This is a genomic window from Paraburkholderia aspalathi (assembly GCF_905220735.1).
Taxonomy (GTDB): Bacteria; Pseudomonadota; Gammaproteobacteria; order Burkholderiales; family Burkholderiaceae; genus Paraburkholderia; species Paraburkholderia aspalathi.
On sequence record NZ_CAJNBA010000001.1, the window covers coordinates 1718850 to 1738320 of the forward strand.

The 19471-nt window shown below is 63.3% G+C and carries 19 protein-coding genes and 1 pseudogene; 10 read left to right on the forward strand and 10 right to left on the reverse strand.

Annotated elements, in window-relative coordinates:
- Positions 1–14: 14 nt before the first annotated feature.
- Complete coding sequence (locus KHO30_RS07620) at positions 15–1316, reverse strand: MFS transporter (protein ID WP_093645307.1); 1302 nt, start codon at positions 1314–1316, stop codon at positions 15–17.
- A gap of 407 nt (positions 1317–1723) precedes the next feature.
- On the opposite strand from KHO30_RS07620, the gene KHO30_RS07625 reads away from it, so the two are divergent.
- Positions 1724–2443: a response regulator transcription factor gene (locus KHO30_RS07625; protein WP_093645309.1), complete on the forward strand. Its 720-nt coding sequence runs from the start codon at positions 1724–1726 to the stop codon at positions 2441–2443.
- A gap of 74 nt (positions 2444–2517) precedes the next feature.
- Here the strand turns inward: KHO30_RS07625 and KHO30_RS07630 are convergent, their stop codons facing one another.
- Positions 2518–3423, reverse strand: a complete 906-nt coding sequence (locus tag KHO30_RS07630; RefSeq protein WP_211700474.1) for a dihydrodipicolinate synthase family protein — start codon at positions 3421–3423, stop codon at positions 2518–2520.
- A 347-nt stretch (positions 3424–3770) separates the two neighbouring features.
- Here KHO30_RS07630 and KHO30_RS07635 point away from each other — a divergent pair, with 347 nt between their 5' ends.
- The 6 genes and pseudogenes from KHO30_RS07635 to KHO30_RS07660 all read left to right on the forward strand — a co-directional run bounded on the left by KHO30_RS07635 (position 3771) and on the right by KHO30_RS07660 (position 8713).
- Positions 3771–4727, forward strand: a complete 957-nt coding sequence (locus KHO30_RS07635; RefSeq protein ID WP_211701003.1) for a 4-hydroxyproline epimerase — start codon at positions 3771–3773, stop codon at positions 4725–4727.
- On the forward strand, positions 4724–5851 hold the full coding sequence (locus KHO30_RS07640) for an NAD(P)/FAD-dependent oxidoreductase (RefSeq protein WP_211701002.1): 1128 nt from the start codon (positions 4724–4726) through the stop codon (positions 5849–5851). Before KHO30_RS07635 ends, KHO30_RS07640 begins: the two co-directional genes overlap by 4 nt.
- Positions 5844–6104, forward strand: a pseudogene (locus tag KHO30_RS07645) (2Fe-2S iron-sulfur cluster-binding protein); the annotation flags it as partial. The gene KHO30_RS07640 and the pseudogene KHO30_RS07645, both read left to right, overlap by 8 nt.
- Before the next feature lie 77 nt (positions 6105–6181).
- Positions 6182–7462: an FAD-dependent oxidoreductase gene (locus KHO30_RS07650; RefSeq protein ID WP_211700476.1), complete on the forward strand. Its 1281-nt coding sequence runs from the start codon at positions 6182–6184 to the stop codon at positions 7460–7462.
- A 141-nt stretch (positions 7463–7603) separates the two neighbouring features.
- The gene (locus KHO30_RS07655) at positions 7604–8371 is read left to right on the forward strand and encodes an AraC family transcriptional regulator (RefSeq protein ID WP_093645317.1); all 768 of its coding nucleotides are present in this window, start codon (positions 7604–7606) and stop codon (positions 8369–8371) included.
- A gap of 12 nt (positions 8372–8383) precedes the next feature.
- Positions 8384–8713: a hypothetical protein gene (locus tag KHO30_RS07660; RefSeq protein ID WP_093645319.1), complete on the forward strand. Its 330-nt coding sequence runs from the start codon at positions 8384–8386 to the stop codon at positions 8711–8713.
- A gap of 19 nt (positions 8714–8732) precedes the next feature.
- On the opposite strand, the gene KHO30_RS07665 is transcribed toward KHO30_RS07660, so the two are convergent.
- The 3 genes from KHO30_RS07665 to KHO30_RS07675 form a co-directional block, all read right to left on the reverse strand.
- Complete coding sequence (locus tag KHO30_RS07665) at positions 8733–8993, reverse strand: hypothetical protein (RefSeq protein ID WP_093645322.1); 261 nt, start codon at positions 8991–8993, stop codon at positions 8733–8735.
- Between the two features lie 156 nt (positions 8994–9149).
- Entirely contained in the window at positions 9150–9482 is a 333-nt protein-coding gene (locus KHO30_RS07670) for a hypothetical protein (RefSeq protein WP_093645324.1), read from the reverse strand.
- 214 nt (positions 9483–9696) lie between these two features.
- Entirely contained in the window at positions 9697–11580 is a 1884-nt protein-coding gene (locus tag KHO30_RS07675; RefSeq protein ID WP_211700477.1) for a bifunctional sugar phosphate isomerase/epimerase/4-hydroxyphenylpyruvate dioxygenase family protein, read from the reverse strand.
- Between the two features lie 320 nt (positions 11581–11900).
- Between KHO30_RS07675 and aroQ the strand changes: the two genes are divergently transcribed.
- The 3 genes from aroQ to KHO30_RS07690 are packed head-to-tail and all read left to right on the forward strand — an operon-like array spanning position 11901 to position 14675.
- On the forward strand, positions 11901–12356 hold the full coding sequence (aroQ, locus tag KHO30_RS07680; protein ID WP_093645328.1) for a type II 3-dehydroquinate dehydratase: 456 nt from the start codon (positions 11901–11903) through the stop codon (positions 12354–12356).
- A complete protein-coding gene (locus tag KHO30_RS07685; protein ID WP_211700478.1) occupies positions 12353–13258 on the forward strand; it encodes a shikimate dehydrogenase in 906 nt (301 codons plus the stop codon). Before aroQ ends, KHO30_RS07685 begins: the two co-directional genes overlap by 4 nt.
- 46 nt (positions 13259–13304) lie before the next feature.
- Entirely contained in the window at positions 13305–14675 is a 1371-nt protein-coding gene (locus KHO30_RS07690; protein ID WP_093645333.1) for an MFS transporter, read from the forward strand.
- Positions 14676–14765: 90 nt separating this feature from the next.
- Here KHO30_RS07690 and KHO30_RS07695 read toward each other — a convergent pair whose 3' ends face one another.
- The 5 genes from KHO30_RS07695 to KHO30_RS07715 form a co-directional block, all read right to left on the reverse strand.
- Positions 14766–15446, reverse strand: a complete 681-nt coding sequence (locus tag KHO30_RS07695; RefSeq protein WP_093645335.1) for a TetR/AcrR family transcriptional regulator — start codon at positions 15444–15446, stop codon at positions 14766–14768.
- Between the two features lie 118 nt (positions 15447–15564).
- Positions 15565–16881, reverse strand: coding sequence for an NAD(P)/FAD-dependent oxidoreductase (locus tag KHO30_RS07700; RefSeq protein ID WP_211700479.1), 1317 nt, complete (start codon positions 16879–16881; stop codon positions 15565–15567).
- 15 nt (positions 16882–16896) lie between these two features.
- On the reverse strand, positions 16897–17679 hold the full coding sequence (locus KHO30_RS07705; RefSeq protein ID WP_211700480.1) for an anti-sigma factor: 783 nt from the start codon (positions 17677–17679) through the stop codon (positions 16897–16899).
- Positions 17679–18248: an RNA polymerase sigma factor gene (locus tag KHO30_RS07710; protein ID WP_211700481.1), complete on the reverse strand. Its 570-nt coding sequence runs from the start codon at positions 18246–18248 to the stop codon at positions 17679–17681. The genes KHO30_RS07705 and KHO30_RS07710 overlap by 1 nt, the downstream gene beginning before the upstream one ends.
- A 195-nt stretch (positions 18249–18443) precedes the next feature.
- The gene (locus KHO30_RS07715) at positions 18444–19376 is read right to left on the reverse strand and encodes a dihydrodipicolinate synthase family protein (protein ID WP_211700482.1); all 933 of its coding nucleotides are present in this window, start codon (positions 19374–19376) and stop codon (positions 18444–18446) included.
- Positions 19377–19471 lie beyond the last annotated feature (95 nt).

Here is a 19471-nt window from a genome sequence, read left to right on the forward strand (position 1 = left end):
ACAAAACAGCTCGATTAGCGCGCTTGCGGCGCGTCTTTGATGAACAGTGTGGTCAATGCTCCGACAATGCAGATCGCGCCGACATACAGCGGCGCGGCCATCGGGTTCGACTTCATCATCAGCGAAACGGCGATCGGTGTGAGGCCGCCGAACACTGCGTAGGCAACGTTATACGAGAACGAGATGCCTGAGAATCGCACGACCGGCGGGAACGCCTTCACCAGCACGAACGGAATCGCGCCGATCACACCGACGAACAGGCCGGCCACCGCGTACAGCGGCACCAGTGCCGACGTATCGACGGCAAGTTGCTGGAACATCACGTAGTACGTCACGGCCAGCGCGAGGCCGCCGATGAAAATCGTGCGCCCCGCACCGATGCGGCCGGCGATTGAGCCCGCCATCACGCAGCCGATCGTCAGACACAGCGTCGCCACGCAGTTCGCCAGCAACGCCGTGGCCGGCGCGATATGAAACTGCTTCTGCAGCAGCGTCGGCGTCATCAGAATCACTACGACGATTGCAGCCGACAGCATCCACGTGAGCAGCATCGACACGATCACGGCGCGGCCGTGGTCGCGCAGCACAGCCTTGAGCGGCACTTCCGCGGCGATCGCCTTGCGTTGCTTGAGCTCGGCGAACACCGGCGTCTCATGCAGCCAGCGGCGCAGGTAAACCGAGAACATGCCGAACACGCCACCCACCAGGAACGGGATGCGCCATGCGTAGGCGGAGATTTCCGCCGGCGCGAAGTTGCGGTTTACCGCCGAGGCGATCAGCGAGCCGAGCAGGATGCCTGCCGTGAGGCCGGCTGTCAGCGTGCCGCACGCATAGCCGATGTGCCGCTGCGGCACGTGCTCGGAAACGAACACCCATGCGCCCGGCACTTCGCCGCCGACCGCAGCGCCCTGCATCACGCGGAACAGCAGCAGCAAGACCGGCGCCATCACGCCGATGCTGGCGTAGGTAGGAAGCAGACCCATCATCAGCGTCGGCACCGACATCAGCAGCACGCTCAGCGTGAACATGCGCTTGCGGCCGAACAGGTCGCCGAAGTGCGCCATGATGATGCCGCCCAGCGGCCGGGCCAGATAACCGGCCGCGAAGATACCGAAGGTCTGCACCTGACGCAGCCAGTCCGGCATCGCGGCGGGGAAGAACAGCTGGCCGATCGCCGGCGCAAAGAATACGAAGATGATGAAGTCGTAAAACTCCAGCGCCCCGCCGAGCGCGGCGAGGCCGAGCGTCTTGTAGTCGCTTCGCCCAAGAGGGCGTGGGGTGACAGCCTGCGCTCCACCCAGATTTGTCGCTTGCATTGCTTGCTTCTTGTCTTGAATTGGAAACCACACGTGGCGCGTGGAAATACGGCGGTCGTCGGGCGAGAAGTGTGGCAAGCGCTGGGTAGAGCACGGGACACCGGCGCGCCGGCCCGGATAGGGCAAGCGCGATGACGACTGGGGCCAGGGCGGGGATTTTACAGGATGAAAGCCGATCGCTTTGGGAAGTGCTTAATTAGATTGGGAAAAGTTCCCGAAACGGGGTTTTTCGAAGGCAGCCAGGACGGCTTGCCTGTGTGTCGTGCGAGCCGCAGCGGTCGCGTGTAGGAATGCAGCACACACGGGTCGGAAGGGGGCGATTGACGCGCAAATTAGGAATGCTCCTATGGGATGGCTTGGGCGTCCCTCCGAGAATCGCGTCCGAGCTATCAGTTAAGAGTCATCCCATGCGCATTGCCATCCTTCAGCGTGACCCCGTCACACGTCAGTCGATCGAAAAGATTCTCATGAGTGCCGGCCATACCTGTATGGTCTACGACGACGGTCTGAGCATGTCGAAAGCGCTCGCCCGTTCCACCGTGGATCTGCTGGTGCTGGACTGGCAAGGCACTCGCCTGTCCGGCGCCGAAGTCCTGAGGTCGGTGCGTGCGGTCGGTGGCGACCGCCTGCCGGTGCTGTTCGCTTCGGCCGAGACGTCGGAGGACAGCGTGGTGCGCGCCTTTGTCAGCGGGGCAGACGACTATGTCGGGCTGCCGTTGCGTCCGGGCGAGTTCCGCGAGCGCGTTGCGGCCTTACTGCGCCGCGCCTATCCGGACCGTTTCAGCGCCGCGAGCTTCGATGTCGGCCCCTACCACTTCGACACGCATCGCCAGCTCGTTATGCTGCGCGGTCAGCCGGTGCCGCTATCGGGTACGCAATACCGGCTGGCGTCGCTGTTCTTTTCCAATATTGGCCGCGTGATGTCGCGCGACCATATCTTCGCGATGGTGTGGGGCCGTGAGTTCCGCGAATTCACCCGCACGATCGACAGCCATGTGTCGCGCTTGCGTTTGCTGCTCGAGATCGAGCCGCAAAACGACTTCCGGCTGCAACCCGTTTACAAGAGCGGCTATCGGCTGCTGCATTTGCGGCAAGGTGAGGTGGCCGCCGAAAAGCAGGCGGCCTGACAAACTGGCACATCACCGGCCGCGCCGCGGCCGGGAGCACCTACCCATCAACTCGCCGCAAGTTAAACCGCAACTTAAACCTGCGGCAGCGTCGGCCGGTTTTCAATCGACTGGCGGATCAACGCTTCAACGGCTTTGCGCTCATCCCCGGCCAACGGCAGACGTGGCGGCCGCACCGGCTCCGTGCCGAGCCCGACGATCGTCTCGGCCAGCTTGATGTTCTGCACCAGCTTCGACGAAACATCGAGTGCGAGCAGGGGCGCGAACCAGCGATAGATCGCGCGCGCTTCTTCAAGACGGCCCGCCTTCAGCAACTTGTAAATCACGACCGTCTCGCGCGGAAACGCGCACACGAGACCGGCCACCCAGCCATGCGCGCCCATCAATATCGCTTCCATCGCGAGATTGTCGACCCCGCACAGAATCGCGAAGCGGTCGCCGACCACGTTGATCAGATCGGTCACGCGCCGCACGTCGCCGCATGATTCCTTGATCGCGACGATCTTCTTTTCGTCGGCGATTTCCGCGAACATCTCGGGCGTCATGTCGACGCCATAGGCCAGCGGATTGTTATAGATCATTAGCGGCAGCGCGCTCGCATCGGCGACGCTGCGAAAGTGGTGCAGCGTTTCGCGCCGGTCGGACAGATAGCGCAGCCCAGGCAGCACCATGAATCCGGCCGCGCCATGCCGGCTGCCGGCTTCGGCCTGGCGGCATGCGTCGAGCGTGCCGTTCTCGGCGATCGTCAGCAAAACGGGCACACGGCCGCGCGACGCTTCAACGGCGATGTCGAGCACTTGCAGCTTCTCGTCCAGCGAGAGCGTCGATGCTTCGCCGAGCGATCCGCACACGATGATGCCGTCCACACCCGCGTCGATCTGCGCCTCGATATTCTTGCCGGTCCATTCGCGGTCTATGCTGAAATCCGCGTGAAACTTGGTGGTAACTGCGGGCAATACGCCTTCCCAGATATGCGCCACGACTGCTCTCCTGAGTGTGTTGAGTCGAAGCGCAGTGTAAGCAGGGAAAATGCTGCCGTCTTGCGTGATTCGCGCGTGACGGATGACGATTTCAGCATAGCGGCTGTGCCTGTATGCCTAGCAAGGCCAAGCGGACCGGCTATTTCAGCACAGGACGCAAAATACGTCGAAAGCATGTGGACTGGGCCTCACATGCATTCTGGACCTCGCTCGATAGAGGTTGTGCAGACGCGGCACCAGCCTGATTTCAATAGTCGACGCCTGCGCGGATGGACAGATAAGATATGCTGAAATCGTCACAATCCACGATTATGCACACCAAGACTTCGGCGCCCGGCATTCCTACCATGTGCGTCATGAAAACCCTAGATATCATCGACTCGCACACCGGCGGTGAACCGACCCGCCTGGTGGTGTCGGGTGGCCCGGAGCTTGGCGGCGGCACGCTGGCGCAGCGTCTCGACGTGTTTCGCACGCATTTCGACGACTGGCGCGCGGGCATCGTCACCGAACCGCGCGGCTCGGACGTGGTGGTCGGCGCGCTGCTGTGCGAACCGGACGACCCTTCGTGCGCGGCCGGCGTGATCTTTTTCAACAACGTGGGCTATCTCGGCATGTGCGGGCACGGCACGATCGGTCTCGTCGTCTCGCTCGCGCACATGGGGCGGATCGGGCCGGGGCTTCATCGGATCGAGACACCGGTCGGCGTCGTCGAAGCGACGCTCAACGAGGACGGCAGCGTGGCCGTGCGCAACGTGCCGGCGTATCGCTATAGGCAAGGCGTGCAGGTGGACGTGCCGGGCTACGGCATGTTGACTGGCGACATCGGCTGGGGCGGCAACTGGTTCTTTCTCGTCGCTGATCACGGGCACTCGCTGGAGGCGGCGCGTATCGCCGAGCTGACCACGTTCAGTACGGCAATCCGTGATGCGCTGATCGCGCAGCGCATCACTGGCGCGGACGGCGCCTTGATCGACCACATCGAACTCTTCGGACCGGGCTCGCGAGACGGCATCGACAGCCGCAGCTTCGTCCTCTGTCCCGGCAACGCGTATGACCGTTCGCCGTGCGGTACCGGCACGAGCGCGAAAATCGCCTGCCTCGCCGCCGACAGCAAGCTGCCCGAAGGCGCGGTGTGGCGGCAGGAGAGCATCATCGGCAGCGTATTCGAGGCGAGCTATCGCCGCGCCGGCGATGGCGTCTCGGTGATTCCGACCATCACCGGCCACGCGCACATCATGGCCGAAGGGCGTTTGTGTTTCGACGAGCGCGACCCGTTCGCATGGGGCATCCGCACGGCATGACAGCGGACGCGTTGATCGTCGGGGCCGGCATTGTCGGCGCGGCTTGCGCGGCGGAGCTGGCCGCGCTCGGCATGCGCGTTAAGGTACTCGACGCGCAGGGCATCGGCGGCGGCGCGACGGCAGCGGGCATGGGCCATATCGTCGTGATGAACGACTCGCCCGCGGAATTCGCGTTGAGCCGCTATTCGCGCGACTTGTGGCTGGCGCTCGCGCCGCAGCTGCGCACGCGCGACGCGTTCGCGCGCTGCGGTACTTTGTGGGTCGCCGCCGACGATGAGGAATGGCAAGCCGCCCGCGCCATGCATGCCGCCTTCGAAGCGCAGGGCGTCACCGCTCAACTGCTCGACGCGGCCGCGTTGCGGGCGTGTGAGCCGGCGCTGGCGGCATCGATGGCGGGCGGCCTGCGGATCGAACACGACAGCATCGTGTATGCGCCGACGGTTTCCGAGTGGCTGCTGACGCAATCGTCAGGAGTCGAGAAGATCCGTGTGCGGCTCGGTACGCGGGTTACCGCAATTAGCGCGCGTGGCGTGACGCTGGCCGACGGCGAGCGCGTCAGCGCGGAGCACGTGATCGTGGCCAATGGTCTGGGTGCTCAGCAACTGCTGCCGTCTCTGCCGTTGCAACCGAAGAAAGGTCATCTGCTGATCACCGACCGTTATCCCGGACTCGTTCGCCATCAGCTGCTCGAGCTGGGCTACATCAAGAGCGCACATCATGCGGCCGGTACCTCGGTGGCGTTCAATGCGCAGCCGCGGCCTACAGGCCAGTTGTTGATCGGCTCGTCGCGCCAGTTCGATACAACCGATCCTGCCGTCGACATGCCGGTGCTCGCGCAGATGCTGCAGCGCGCAGCACATTATCTGCCGGTCCTGCCGACGCTCAATGGCATTCGTGCGTGGACCGGCTTTCGTGCTGCGTCGCCGGATGGTTTGCCGTTGATCGGTCCGGCCGGTGATTTTGCACCCGGCGTGTGGCTTGCGGTTGGACATGAGGGTCTTGGCGTGACGACTTCGCTGGCAACCGCAAAGTTGCTCGCCGCACAGATCACTGGGAACACTGCACCGATTCCCGTCGAGCCTTACTTGCCGGTCCGTTTTGCGCAACAGGTGGCCCATGGCTGACGCCGATGCAACATACCTTCACTTGACGATCGACGGTAGAAGCGTCGAGGTCGAAGCCGGCACGATCGTGGCCGCGGCGCTTGCCATGGCGGGCGCGGGCCGTACGCGGACGTCGGTCAGCGGCGAGCCGCGTGCAGCGCTGTGCGGGATGGGTATCTGCCAGGAGTGCCGCGTCACGATCGACGGTCGGGCGCATGTATTGGCATGCCAGACGCTTTGCCGCGAAGGGCAGGTGGTTTGCACTGACGCGGCTGCGACAAACGCGGCCAATGCAGTCAACGTGGCCAGCGGGCTAGGCGCCACTACCAACACAACCACCACGGACAACCGATGAAGCAGCACTTCGACATCGTCGTGGTAGGCGCCGGTCCAGCCGGGTTGAACGCCGCGCAGGCAGCGGCGCGCGCGGGTGCCACGGTCGCGGTGCTCGACGACAATCCGCGCGCAGGCGGTCAAATCTGGCGGCAAGGTCCCGGCCATCCGCCGCAAGTGCCGCTACAAGGCCTGCTCGCCGTTTTGAAGGCGCAATCCAACGTCACCGTTTTGCCATCCACTCGCGTAATCGCGCCTTTGAGTCCGCGAGGTTTGCTGCTCGAGTCGGCTGAGCACGGTGGCGTGTCGATCAGCTACGATCGATTGATTCTCGCGACCGGCGCGCGCGAGCGGCTATTGCCATTCGCCGGCTGGACGTTGCCCGGCGTGACCGGTGCGGGCGCGCTGCAGGCACTCATCAAAGGCGGCATGCCGGTACGCGGCGAACGGATCGTGATTGCAGGCAGCGGTCCCTTGCTGATCGCGGCGCTTGCCACCGCGCGTGCGGCGGGGGGGCGCGTGCTGGCGGTCGTGGAGCAGGCCTCGGCATTTGAGGTCGCCCGCTTCGGAGCCTCATTGCTGGGCGAGCCGGCGAAGTTACGGCAAGCCTTTACCATGACGCGCGGCTTCGCGGGCGTGCGTTACTGGACCGGCAGCATTGTCCGGAAAGTTCATGGCGATGGCCGCGTCGAGCGCGTGACGATCCGGCGCGGCGAGCATGAGTCGACGCTCGACTGCGACCGCATCGCCTGCGGCTATGGACTCGTGCCGAACATCACGCTTGCGCAAGCGCTCGGCTGTGCGACCACCGAAGCGGAGGAGATCGTCGTCGACGACGAACAGCGGACTTCGGTCGACGGCGTGCTGGCGGCAGGCGAATGCACGGGCGTCGGCGGCGCGGAATTGGCGGGTGTGGAAGGCGAGATTGCCGGGCTGGCCGCGAGCGGCGTCTCGGCAAACCGCACCGCATTGCAAGCGCAACGAGCCCGATGGCAGCGTTTCGCGAGGCGCGTCGAAACGGCCTTTGCCTTGCAGACCGCCGCGCGCACGCCACCCGACGACGCCACGCTGCTCTGCCGTTGCGAAGACGTCAGCCTCGGCGAGGCGCGCGCCTATCCGGATTGGCGCGAGGCCAAGCTGCATACCCGCTGCGGGATGGGCGCATGCCAGGGCCGAATCTGTGGCGCCGCGGCTTCGCTGTATTTAGGCTGGCAAGCTGCAGCGCCGCGCCCGCCGTTCAGTCCTGCGCAAATCGGTACGTTGATGGCAATCAGCGAGGAGCCGTCGTCCGCTGAATGACACAGCCGTCCATTCGTCCGCTGGATATTTTCGGCAACGCGTGGCCCTATAATCGACCGCAAGCGCCACCCCGTGCAGTCGCGCGGATGAACGCACCAACGGCACCCAACGCACAACCGCACCGACCACGGAACCCGCACGATGAACACGCTGGCTCATCCGCTCGAACCGGACGACGCAACGCTGTCCGGCATGCTGTCGCATTTCACGCTACTCGAGCCCGTGTTCGATGCGATGCCGGACGTCGTGTTCTTCGTCAAGGACGCGCATGCCCGCTATGCGCTGGTCAATCGCACGCTGGCTTCACGCTGTGGCTTCAAGGAAAAGTCCGCGCTGCTCGGCAAGACCGCCGAGGACGTCTTCCCGCACCGTTTCGGTCGCATCTACACCGCCCAGGACAAAGCAATCATCAACGTTGGCAGCCAGATGATCGATCAGCTGGAGCTGCACCTGTATCCCGGCCGTCAGCCGGGATGGTGCCTGACCTGCAAGCAGCCGTTGCGCGATCCGGCGGGGAAGGTGGTCGGCCTTGCCGGCATCTCCCGCGACCTGAAAGCGGACGAAAGCAGTCATCCTGCTTACAGCCGGCTGGCTGAAGTGGTGCAGTCCATTCAGGAAAATTACGTGCAGCCGCTGAATCTGAAACAGCTTGCTGCAATGGCGGATATGTCGGTGGCGCAACTGGAGCGTTACTTTCACAAAGTGTTTCATTTGACGCCGCGCCAGGTGTTGCTGAAAACGCGGCTAGACGCCGCTACCGCCTTGCTGGTTTCACACGACAAGGTCACCGACGTGGCCGCACTCTGCGGCTACACCGACCACAGCGCCTTTACGCGTCAATTCAAGGCGACCGTCGGCGTCACGCCGACCGAGTACCGGATGCTGCTGCACGGAACCTCGCGAAGCTGAGCCGCCGCGCACATGGTTCGTCGCAAGCATCATTACTACGTCTATGTCGTCGCACTGGACGACACCGTCTGGAACGAGGCGCGCTTTCGCCGCGCGAATCCGGATTACCGGTTCGACAAGCCGTGCGTGTATGTGGGAATGACGGGACTGGACCCGGATCTGAGATTCGACCGGCACAAGGCCGGCATTCAGGCAAATCGCTATGTGCGCGATTACGGCCTGCGCCTCATGCCCGAATTGTATGAAGTTTACAATCCGATGCCTTACCGCGGCGCACAGGATATGGAAGTGGAATTGGCGATTGGACTACGGGAGGCGGGGTACGGCGTCTGGCAGGCGTAACTAAAATCTACAACGCGCCTTATTTCACACCGAGTCCGCGCAACACTGCATTGCCTTCGGGCGTCAGACGGATATGCGAGGCGCCGGCGTCGCCGGAGACCGTTTCGATCAGGCCGGCTTCGTGAAGCTGCGGAATCTCGGGTTTCGCGGATGCGTCGATCGGCGCGTGCAGCAACAGCAGCAGCGTTGCCAGTTCGTGATGGCTCAGCAAGCGACGCAGAATCGTGGGCTTTTTCGCCGGTGCGGGCGAGTCGTTCGTGTTGTGATCGGGCTGGTTCATGAAGCGCACCTTGTGCGGATTAGTGTCGGATGGATCATGCGGATGAAGTCTTAAACGATTCTTAAGACACCATTGTGATGTAACACCGTGACACTATGATTGCGCCGGAACAAGTTACCGACCGTTACACCTGGCCGATTATTGCGTCTGCTTACCTTACGGCGCGCAAGTTTTGCTCGCCGATTCTATCCACAGATTGTTCACGTGGCGTTTGCCCGCGTAGAAGCGATAAGTCGTCGCGCCGTTGTCGCTACGGACCTTGACGATATTCGAATCGCCGAAATCGAGCATCTGACCCTGCGGAATCGCGGTCGATTTGAACGCGGCGTTGTGGCTGGTCGCCACTTGCGTCAGGCAGGCGACTACGTCGCTGACCGAGCGTTGCGTGGTGGTGTCCGTGACGGGCTCGCCGGCATCCGGATTCTTCTGGAAGTACGCGCAAGCGCTGAGAAGCAGGGGAACTGACAGGACTACGGCAAACTTCTTCATATCTCTCCTGGCGTTTCATTCGGCTGACGGTACGCGCCACACCCGTATGGGGCAGGGTGCGCGCGGCACTGGCCGCGGATCAAACGCCATTATATCGGTGCGGCGCGCCCGCTTGAGCCGATGGAGCATGCGCCGTGCCCGATCTGCGCGAATTCGCGGGTGGAGGGCCGCGAACCGCAAACCACCGTCCACCAGCATTGCCGGCCGCAAACTCCTACTTGCGTCGCTGAGCTTGCGCTGCGAGCCGTACGGCTGCATTGGCCGCGCCATAACCGTCGTAGCCGCCGCGCCGTTCGACAATCTCCAGGAAAAAGCGCTGATCGAGTTGTTCGGTGTAAGCGTGGAAGAACTCGCCACCGCGTTCGTCGCGGTCATACAGGATGTTGTGCGCGCGCAGCGCCTCGAGCGTCTCGTCCGGCAGCGCGTAGCGGGCGGCGAGGTCGTCGTAGTAATTGCGCGGAATGCGCAGCACTGGCAGACCGTCGGCGACGAATTCGGGAACTGCGCTGAAAATGTCGCCGGTGCTGAACGCGACGTGATTCAGGCCCGAGCCGTGGTAGGTATGCAAGGCTTCGGCCACCGCCGTGTGATGGTCCACGGAGGCGTTCAGTACGATTCGCACCGAACCGTCGTGACTGCGCAGCGCGCGGCTGCGCACCAGCCCGTACGGGTCGGGCACCAGCACGCCGGGCTCGGCCTGGAAGCCGAGCGCGGTCCGCAGAAACAGAACCCATGTATCCAGCGAAGGCGCCGGCACCGACAGGCAGACATGGTCGATGCGCGCGAGCGGTCCCACTTCGGTCGGACCGTTGACGTCGGTGAGCACGAAATCGGCTTCGAACAGGGTGGGCTGGTCCGGAGTCTCGTCGACGAAATAGTTCAGGCTGCCGTCGGGCGCCTGCACGGCCGGCAGCACGCGTTCGTTCGGGCCGATCTGGCCCGAGAACGGGGCGTAGCCGAACCCGGCGGCGCGCTCGAACGCCTGATTGGCGTCATCCACGCGAAATGCCGACGCGCACAGCGACAAACCATGCTGCTGGAAGAAGGCATTGGCGAATGAATCCGGTTCAGCATTCAGCACAATCGACGCCGCGCCGTGCTGAAACAGCGTCACATCTTTCGAACGATGCTGGCCGGCCTGACGGAAGCGCAGCTTGCCGAGCCAGTCGACGAGATGCGCGCGGGTAGTGTGGTCGACCGCGAACTCGAGAAATTGATAGCCGACGTGCGCGGGCGCGGCGGGCGATCGATAGAGCTCGCCGACCGGCTGCCGGGTGGATTCAAGCAGCGCTCGGGTCTGTTCCTCGAGGAACAGCAATGAGCGATGGCCGTCCGCCGCGGTGATGGCGGTTGGCGCGGCGCGAAAACCGTCGTTGAAAATTTCGAGCGAAAGCGGCCCTGAGTAGCCGGTTTTCACGACCTGGGCGGTAAAGCCTGCCAGATCGAAATCGCCTTGGCCCGGGAAGCAGCGGTAGTGGCGACTCCATTCCAGCACGTCCATGGCGAGCTTCGGCGCATCGGCAATCTGCACGAAGGCGATGCGATCGCCCGGGATATCGGCGATCGCGTCCACCGTATCGTTCAGCGACAGCGTATGAAAGCTGTCGAGCACAAGCCCCAGATTCGGATGATTGACCGCGTTGACGAGTTTCCATGCGTGGCGGTAGGTCTTGACGTGCTTGCCCCACGCAAGCGCCTCATAGCCGGCTATCACGCCGGCCGCTGCGGCCGCGCGGGCCAGCGCGCCGAGCTGGTCGGTCATCAGCGAATCGTCGCCGATGGTGTCGGGGGAGACGTTGCTGCACACCAGAATCCGGTCCGTACCCAGTTCGTGCATCACGTCGAACTTGCGTTTCGCCCTATCCAGATTGCGTTCGAGGCGTTCCGGGCTTACGCCGTCGAAATCGCGGAACGGCTGAAACAGCATGATCTTCAGCCCGAGATCCTCGGCGATGCGCCGCACGTCGGCGGGTGAGCCGTCGAAATACAGCAGGTCGTTCTCGAAGATTTCGACGCCTTCGAAGCCCGCCGCCTGGATTGCGGTCAGCTTTTCGACGAGGGTCCCGCTGATCGACACGGTGGCAATCGAACGTTGCATGAACGGCTCCTGCAAAAACGATGAAACGACTGGTGGGGCTGCGCGAAGCGGCCGCTGTGCGGCGTCCGCGTGTCTTGCTGTCCGCTATGCTGCAATGCGCAAAATGGTCTAGCTAGTTACCGTCAACCAGCAGGCCGCAGGCCAGAACTACCCATATTAGCGGAATTTCCCGACAGTCTATACAAACTAACTAGATGGTACAAATTCGTATAAACCCCGAATGACGATTGCGGGTAATGCGCGCACACTGCGCTTACGTTGTAGAGCCACGGCGCATGCTGTGGCCCGCTTTATGCCTTACTTTTGCAGGAGTGGTCGTCATGAGTTTTGCATCAGTGCTGGTCCTCAACGGACCGAATCTCAACCTGCTCGGCACGCGTGAGCCGGCCATCTACGGCTCGGAAACGCTCGACGACGTCGCGCGGCTCTGCCGCGACGCGGGCGAGCGGCTGGATCTGTCGGTCGATTTCTGCCAATCGAATGCGGAACATCAACTCATCGACTGGCTGCATGCGGCGCGCAGCAAGGTTGACGGCATCGTGATCAATCCGGCGGCTTACACGCATACCTCGGTGGCGATTGCCGACGCGCTCTCTGCGATCGAAAAGCCCGTCATCGAGGTGCATATCTCGAACGTGCATCGCCGCGAAGCGTTCCGGCATCACTCGTACGTATCGGCGGTGGCCGAGGCGATCATCGTCGGTTGCGGCACGCAGGGGTATGTGCTCGCTCTGGAGCGGATGGCGGTCATCCTTAAGAATAGGGCGGCCAAATGAACGCACAAGCGAATACCCAGACAAACGCTCAGGCGAGCCCACAATCGTTTCTCGTCGGTCTGATCGGTTCGGGCATCGGCGGATCGCTTAGCCCCGCGATGCATGAGGAAGAGGGCAGCAAACTCGGCCTGCACTATGTATATCGGCGCGTCGATCTGGAGGCGCTGAAGCTGGACATCACGGCGCTCTCCGATTTGCTCGTTTCAGCCGAGCGCATGGGCTACAACGGGCTGAACATCACGTACCCCTGCAAACAGGCCGTGATTCCGCTGCTCGACGAACTCTCCGACGACGCGCGCGCACTCGGCGCGGTCAACACCGTCCTGTTCAAGAACGGCAAACGTATCGGCCACAACACCGATTGGTCCGGTTTTGCGCGCGCGTTTCAACGCGGCCTGCCGGACGTATCGCTGGAACGCGTCGTGCAACTGGGCGCGGGCGGCGCGGGCGCAGCGGTCGCGCATGCCGCGCTGACCATGGGTGCGCAGACGCTCACGCTATTCGACGTGGACGCCGAGCGTGCCGCATCGCTCGCCGCGGAATTGCAGAAGCGTTTCCCCGCCTCCACCGTCAGTGCCGGTAGCTCGCTCGCAGAATCGCTCGCCGCCGCTAACGGCCTGATTCACGCAACGCCCACCGGCATGGCGAAATTGCCGGGCTTGCCGCTGCCGGTTGGATTGCTGCACCGCGATTTATGGGTGGCGGACATCGTCTATTTCCCGATCCGCACCGCGCTGCTGCAGGCGGCCGAAGAACTCGGCTGCCGCACGCTGAGCGGCGGCGGGATGGCGGTGTATCAGGCGGTCGACGCGATGCGTATCTTCACGGGCCTCGAACCCGACGCCGAGCGCGTTTACACGCATTTCCAGTCCTTGTTGCAACGCCAGGCCAGTAGCACATAAGCCATACATATCCGGTACGTAACCCGACCGAGGAGACAGAGACGCCATGCCACAACCCATTCATTCCACGCCCGCCGAGGCGACTCGCCAAACGGCTGCCACGGTAAGCACCGCGCGCCGCTCGAAAGCCCGCTATCAGATTCTTTCGCTGCTGGCGGTCGGCACAATGATCAACTATCTGGACCGCACGGTGCTCGGTATCGCGGCGCCGCAACTGACCAAAGAACTCGGCATCAACGCCGCGCTCATGGGCTTGCTGTTCTCCGTATTCTCGTGGAGCTATGTGGCTTCGCAGATTCCGGGCGGTCTGTTTCTTGACCGCTTCGGCAGCAAGCTCACGTATTTCCTCTCGATGACGTTCTGGTCGCTGTGCACGCTCGCGCAAGGGCTCGTGCATGGTATCGGCGCGTTGTTCGTGTTCCGGCTCGGCCTCGGCGTTTCGGAAGCGCCGTGTTTTCCGACCAATAGCCGCGTGGTGGCCACATGGTTCCCACAGAGCGAACGCGCGATGGCGACCGGCACCTACACGGTCGGCGAATATATCGGCCTCGCGTTTTTCAGCCCGTTTCTGTTCATGTTGATGGGCACGTTCGGCTGGCGTTCGCTGTTTTACGTGGTGGGCGGCGTGGGTCTCGTGTTCGGTGTGATCTGGTGGATGTTCTATCGCGAACCGCACGATCATCCGTCCGTCAATCAGGCGGAGCTTGACTATATCGAAGCAGGCGGCGGTCTGACGCACAGCAAGAAGGACGCCGATGTTTCCGGCGCACCGGCTGCATCGGCGAAGAGCGGCTTCGAATGGCGCACCATCGGACGCCTGCTCAAGCATCGTCAATTGGCCGGCATCTGCCTTGGCCAGTTCGCCGGTAACTCGACGCTCGTGTTCTTCCTCACCTGGTTCCCGACGTATCTCGCCACCGAGCGCCATATGGCATGGCTGAAGATCGGCTTCTTCGCGATCATGCCGTTCATTGCCGCGTCGATCGGCGTGATGTTCGGCGGCATCTTCTCGGATTGGCTGCTGCGCCGCGGCAAGTCGCCGAACGTGGCGCGCAAGCTGCCGATCATCGCCGGTTTGCTGCTCGCCTCGACGATCATTCTCGCCAACTATGTCGAGAGCAACGTGGCGGTGATCGCGATTCTGTCGGTGGCGTTTTTCGCGCAGGGGATGGCGGCGCTGGGCTGGACGCTGGTGTCGGATATTGCGCCGGATGGACTGCTTGGCGTGACGGGCGGCATTTTCAACTTTGCGGCCAATCTGGCCGGCATTGTGACGCCGCTGGTGGTGGGTTTCATCGTCGCGGCAACCGGTTCGTTTGTCGGCGCGCTGGTGTTCATCGGCGCGATCGCTTTGATTGGCGCGCTGTCGTACATCTTTATCGTCGGCGATATCAAGCGGATCGTGCTGGTGGACTGAACAGCACATATCGTTCGAACGGCTTTCATTGAGTAAAAAAAAGCGGGACCTGGCTAACACCAGGTCCCGCTTTTTTGTTTCAGGTTTGCCTTAGTCTTCCTTGCGCACGAAACGCAGCACGGCGTCGACGATCATCGCGCGATGGCGCGCGCGCAGGCGCGGGTGCGACGGATCGCGGCCGAACGCTGTACCGAAGGTATGGCGATTGCCGACACGGTGAAAGCACAGCGAGCTGATCATCAGATGCAGGTCGATCGCATCGACGTCGCTGCGGAACAGTCCCGCTGCGATGCCGCGCGAGAGCAGATCTTCGATCGTATGAATGACGGTGACGTTGCGGCCTTTGAAGCTCTTCACCTGCTCGACGTACTTCGCGCCGTGAATGTTCTCGATCGTAATGAGGCGGACGAAGTCGCGCTGGCGATCGTGATAGTCAAATGTAAACTCGACCAGCGCGCGCATGCCCTCGATTGGATCGAGTTCACTGACGTGCAGATCCTGTTCGAGCGCGCGAATGTCGCCATACACTTTTTCCAGCACGGCCTGGTACAACCCTTCCTTGCTGCCGAAGTAGTAGTACAGCATGCGCTTGGTGGTGTTCGTGCGCTCCGCGATTGCGTCGACGCGTGCGCCGGTCAATCCCATCGCGGAGAACTCCTGCGTCGCGACGTCGAGGATGTTGCGCTTCGTCTGTTCGGGATCGTACTTGCGTCGGGTGTCGGACGCGATGCCGTTGGTATCAGGCTCGGCGGCCTTGCTTCCCTTTTTCATTGTGTATTCGAGCGGCGATGACGGCGCATTCTAGCACGCTGAAACCAGCCTCCGGAGCGGGTCTCGGGCATAAGCGGCGGCGTATTGAGCCAGCTGTCGGGTCGCTTACTGAGTAGCGTCACGGCGCCGGCCGGGCCGAAGGGCGCCGGGCGGCGAGCGCGTCGCGCGTCTGCATGGCGGTGTAGGTGAGTTGCGCGGCCGCGAGACCGAGCGCGCCGTAAGTGCGCGTCAGGCCGAAAGCCGCGAATGCCTCGGGCACCGGCCGTTCGCCGGAGATGGCCGCCGCCAGCAATTCGCCCGAGACGGTGGTGGGCGCCATGCCGTGGCCGCCGAAGCCGACCGCGTACCAGACGCCGTCCGTATTGCGGCCGATTTGCGGCATCTTGTGCCGCGCGTAGCTCATCAGACCGCCCCAGGCGTGCTCGATCCGCACGTCATGCAACTGCGGATAGACCTTCAGCAGATCACGCCGTAGCAGTCGCGCGATGACGTCGGGAGCGCGGTCGCGTACTGAGATGCGGCCACCCCACAGGATGCGTGTGTCGGGCAACGGACGGTAATAGTCGAAGGCGAAGCGGGTGTCGTAGACGGCGGCGCGGGTGTCCATCGCGTCTTTCAGGCGGGCGCCGAGCGGCTCGGTGGCCATCACGTAAGTAGCGATTGGCAGCACCGCGCGGTCGACCTGCGCATAGACGTTGCGCGCATAGCCGCCACCGGCCATCACCACGTGGCGTGCTTCGAGCGCGCCCTGCGGCGTGTGCACCACGAAGCCGGCGCCGTCGCGCCGGGCGCCGCTGCGCTGTAAGCGCACAACGGGCGACTTCTCGTGAATCTGCACGCCCGCGTTGGCCGCTGCGTCCGCGATACCAAGTACATATTTGAGCGGATGAAAGTGGAACGCGTTGCGCTCGAACAGGCCGCCGTGATAACGGTCGGTCTTCAATTGTGAAGCGAGCTCCGCGGGCGCCACGGGTTCCCACTCAACGCCGAACGAATCCCGCATCAAACGCCGCTGCGTGTCGAGCCTTGCAGGTTCGTCGAACCAGTTGGCGAGGATCACACCGGCATCGGTTACATCGCAATCGATGCGGTAGCACTGGATACGTTGCCTCATCAGATCGACGGCGTCGGTTGTCAGCGCATAGAGTTCGCGGGCGCGGGCCGGCCCGAGGGTTTTGAGCAGATCCGCGCAATCGAGGCTGTATCCGCCGAACACGAAACCGCCGTTGCGGCCGGAGGCGCCGAAGCCTACCTGTTCGGCTTCGAGCACGGCGACGTCGGTGACACCCCGCTCGGCGAGTCCCAATGCCGTGGATAAGCCCGCAAGGCCGCCGCCCATGATGCAGACGTTGACGCTGCGCCGGCCGGTTAGCGGCGCGTAAGCGGACGAGTGCCCGGCAGCGCGGGTGACAGTGGCTTCGTACAAGCTTTGCATAGTGCTAAGGGTAGATCAGGACACCGGCAGCAGCTTGCCGCTGAACACCACCGGACCTGTAGGAGCATTGTGATCGGGCGAGCCGCCCGGCGCTTCGATCGAGACCGCCAGCGCCGCATAGCTCTCCGGCTTCTGCTGACCGGCCGTGACCTTGCCGTTGGCGCTGTCCGGCAGCATGCCGAGCGACACCGGATGGCCGTTGGCCGGGATGCCCCACAACTCCATCGCCCGGCCGGCCGGCAGGTCGACCTTGCCGAGCGGATGCAGCGTCATGGTCGAGCGGGCTTCGTCCCATGCGACCAGCATGACTGGATGCGCGTCCTTGTCGTTCAGCACCGCGACATGCGAGACGGCTGCTTCCGGCTGTTGCGCGACGGTCGGCGCAGTCGACGGCGTCACGCCCGACGGCAACAGCGAGCGCACGGCAACCACTGCCGCGATTATGGCGAACCCCGTCACGCCGATCGCCCAGCCGCGCCAGAACGCGAGATTCTCGAAAATGCTGCCGGACGGACGCGCGGGTTTTTCGACCACGGTGCGCGGTCGTGCCGCCTCGCGCGCCGACGTCAGGCCGAGCCGCCGCTCGATAGCATCCCAGACAGCAGCCGGCGGCATACGCGGCTCGGCGAGTTCGGCTAGCGGCGAGATTCTCCGCTGCCATTCTTCGACAGCCTGACGAATCACCGTATCGTGATCCGCGTAGCGTTGGAAGCGTCGTCGGGCGCCGCCGCGCAGCGTGCCGAGCGCATACTCGGCGGCCAGCATATCGACCAGTTGAGGATAGCGATGGAGATTCATCACTCACCTCCCAGGCAGGTCTTCAGCTTGGCAAGGCCGCGCCGGATCCAGGATTTGATGGTGCCAAGCGGCACCGTCAGCGCTTCAGCGATCTCGCTATGGCTCTGGTCACGCAGGTAGGCGAGAGCCACCGCCTGACGCTGCGCCGGTTCCAGCTGCTGCATGCAGCCGGCCAGCAGACGTGCCTGCAGGCTGACCGCGCTCAGTGCTTCGGGATCCGGATCGCCGGTTGCCACAAGATCGTCCAACGCATCGCTCCATTCGGTTTCCTGCTTGTTGATCCGCCGCAGGTGATCGAGAGCACGGTTCCGGACGATTGCCGACATCCACGTCATGGGGGCGGAGAGTGCCCGCCGATAGTCGCCCGCAAAGCGCCAGATGTTGACGAAGCTGTCCTGCAATACTTCCTCGGCCCACTCGTGCCTGCTCAATATACGGAGCGCAAGACCAAACAGTTTCGGAGCGACGAGATCATATAGCTCGCGTAGTGCCGAAGCATCCTCTTTGGCAATGCGTTCGAGCAACTCGGCGAGGGTTTCCGGCGTCAGTTCTCGAGGGTCGGCGGTCATGGAAAGTGATGTGGTGAGCTTGCGGGCCTATGTTACTCAATTTCCTTCCGACCTTATATGTGGTTTTTCCCCCGTGTGCTGCATCCACCAGGCGTATGGCCGCGTATGTGGATGCAGGACCCGGGGTTTGCGTCCGAGGGTTGCGCGTGGGCGCTCATTGTTTTGCTTTGGACTGCTCCAGGTTGAGAGTTGAGCTTAGATGCCCCAGCGCAATACCAGCGGGTCGAGTCGCCGTGCGACTTTCAGCAAGCCTGCGCGTGTGGCCGGATGAATCGGCGGCAGCGGATGGCGCACTGCGTCCGAGCGAATCACGCCGCCTTCTTTCATCAAGGCCTTGCACGATGCGAGGCCGCCCTGGCGGTTTTCATAGTTGATGAGCGGCAGCCATTCCTGATAGTGGGCGGCGGCCGCTTCGGTGTCGCCCGCGGCATAGGCGTCGACGATCAGGCGGATGCCGTCCGCGTAGCCGCCGCCGGTCATCGAACCGGTTGCGCCCGCATCGAGATCGGCCATTAGCGTGATCGCTTCTTCGCCATCCCATGGACCTACCACGGCGTCGCCACCCAGTTCGATCAGCTCGCGCAGCTTGTTCGCCGCTTGCGGCACTTCGATCTTGAAGTACGACACGTTCTGCAGTTCACGCGCCATGCGGGCAAGAAACGGTGCGGATAACGCCGTGCCGCTGACCGGCGCGTCCTGGATCATGATCGGAATTCCGATTGCATCGGACACGGTGCGATAGAACTCATAGATACCGCGCTCGCCGATGCGGATCGTCGCGCCGTGATACGGCGGCATGATCATCACCATCGCGGCGCCCGCTGCCTGCGCGCTGCGGCTGCGTTCAGCACACTGGTACGAGCTGAAATGCGTGGTCGTGACGATCACCGGCACGCGGCCCGCAACGTGTTCGAGCACCACGTGCATCAGCGTGTTGCGTTCGTCGTCGGACAGCGCGAACTGTTCGGAGAAGTTCGCCAGAATGCACAGGCCGTTGGAGCCCGCGTCGATCATGAAATCGATGCAGCGTTTCTGGCCTTCCAGGTCGAGACCGCCGGCCTCGTCGAAGATGGTCGGCGCGACGGGGAACACGCCGCGCATGGGAGCAGGGTTGTGGGTATGGGTCATGGTGATGTGCGTTGTGCCGAGGTGAGGTGACGACGTGATGAGGCGTGGGTGTTTGAATGTCTCCGTCGCTGACTATACGGCGCGGTGCGTGGCGG

Coding starts and splice junctions, on each gene's coding strand:
- KHO30_RS07620 (WP_093645307.1), bottom strand. CDS start 1,316: ATGCAAGCGACAAATCTGGGTGGAGCGCAGGCTGTCACCCCACGCCCT.
- KHO30_RS07625 (WP_093645309.1), top strand. CDS start 1,724: ATGCGCATTGCCATCCTTCAGCGTGACCCCGTCACACGTCAGTCGATC.
- KHO30_RS07635 (WP_211701003.1), top strand. CDS start 3,771: ATGTGCGTCATGAAAACCCTAGATATCATCGACTCGCACACCGGCGGT.
- KHO30_RS07640 (WP_211701002.1), top strand. CDS start 4,724: ATGACAGCGGACGCGTTGATCGTCGGGGCCGGCATTGTCGGCGCGGCT.
- KHO30_RS07650 (WP_211700476.1), top strand. CDS start 6,182: ATGAAGCAGCACTTCGACATCGTCGTGGTAGGCGCCGGTCCAGCCGGG.
- KHO30_RS07655 (WP_093645317.1), top strand. CDS start 7,604: ATGAACACGCTGGCTCATCCGCTCGAACCGGACGACGCAACGCTGTCC.
- KHO30_RS07660 (WP_093645319.1), top strand. CDS start 8,384: ATGGTTCGTCGCAAGCATCATTACTACGTCTATGTCGTCGCACTGGAC.
- KHO30_RS07665 (WP_093645322.1), bottom strand. CDS start 8,993: ATGAACCAGCCCGATCACAACACGAACGACTCGCCCGCACCGGCGAAA.
- KHO30_RS07670 (WP_093645324.1), bottom strand. CDS start 9,482: ATGAAGAAGTTTGCCGTAGTCCTGTCAGTTCCCCTGCTTCTCAGCGCT.
- KHO30_RS07675 (WP_211700477.1), bottom strand. CDS start 11,580: ATGCAACGTTCGATTGCCACCGTGTCGATCAGCGGGACCCTCGTCGAA.
- aroQ (WP_093645328.1), top strand. CDS start 11,901: ATGAGTTTTGCATCAGTGCTGGTCCTCAACGGACCGAATCTCAACCTG.
- KHO30_RS07685 (WP_211700478.1), top strand. CDS start 12,353: ATGAACGCACAAGCGAATACCCAGACAAACGCTCAGGCGAGCCCACAA.
- KHO30_RS07690 (WP_093645333.1), top strand. CDS start 13,305: ATGCCACAACCCATTCATTCCACGCCCGCCGAGGCGACTCGCCAAACG.
- KHO30_RS07695 (WP_093645335.1), bottom strand. CDS start 15,446: ATGAAAAAGGGAAGCAAGGCCGCCGAGCCTGATACCAACGGCATCGCG.
- KHO30_RS07700 (WP_211700479.1), bottom strand. CDS start 16,881: ATGCAAAGCTTGTACGAAGCCACTGTCACCCGCGCTGCCGGGCACTCG.
- KHO30_RS07705 (WP_211700480.1), bottom strand. CDS start 17,679: ATGAATCTCCATCGCTATCCTCAACTGGTCGATATGCTGGCCGCCGAG.
- KHO30_RS07710 (WP_211700481.1), bottom strand. CDS start 18,248: ATGACCGCCGACCCTCGAGAACTGACGCCGGAAACCCTCGCCGAGTTG.
- KHO30_RS07715 (WP_211700482.1), bottom strand. CDS start 19,376: ATGACCCATACCCACAACCCTGCTCCCATGCGCGGCGTGTTCCCCGTC.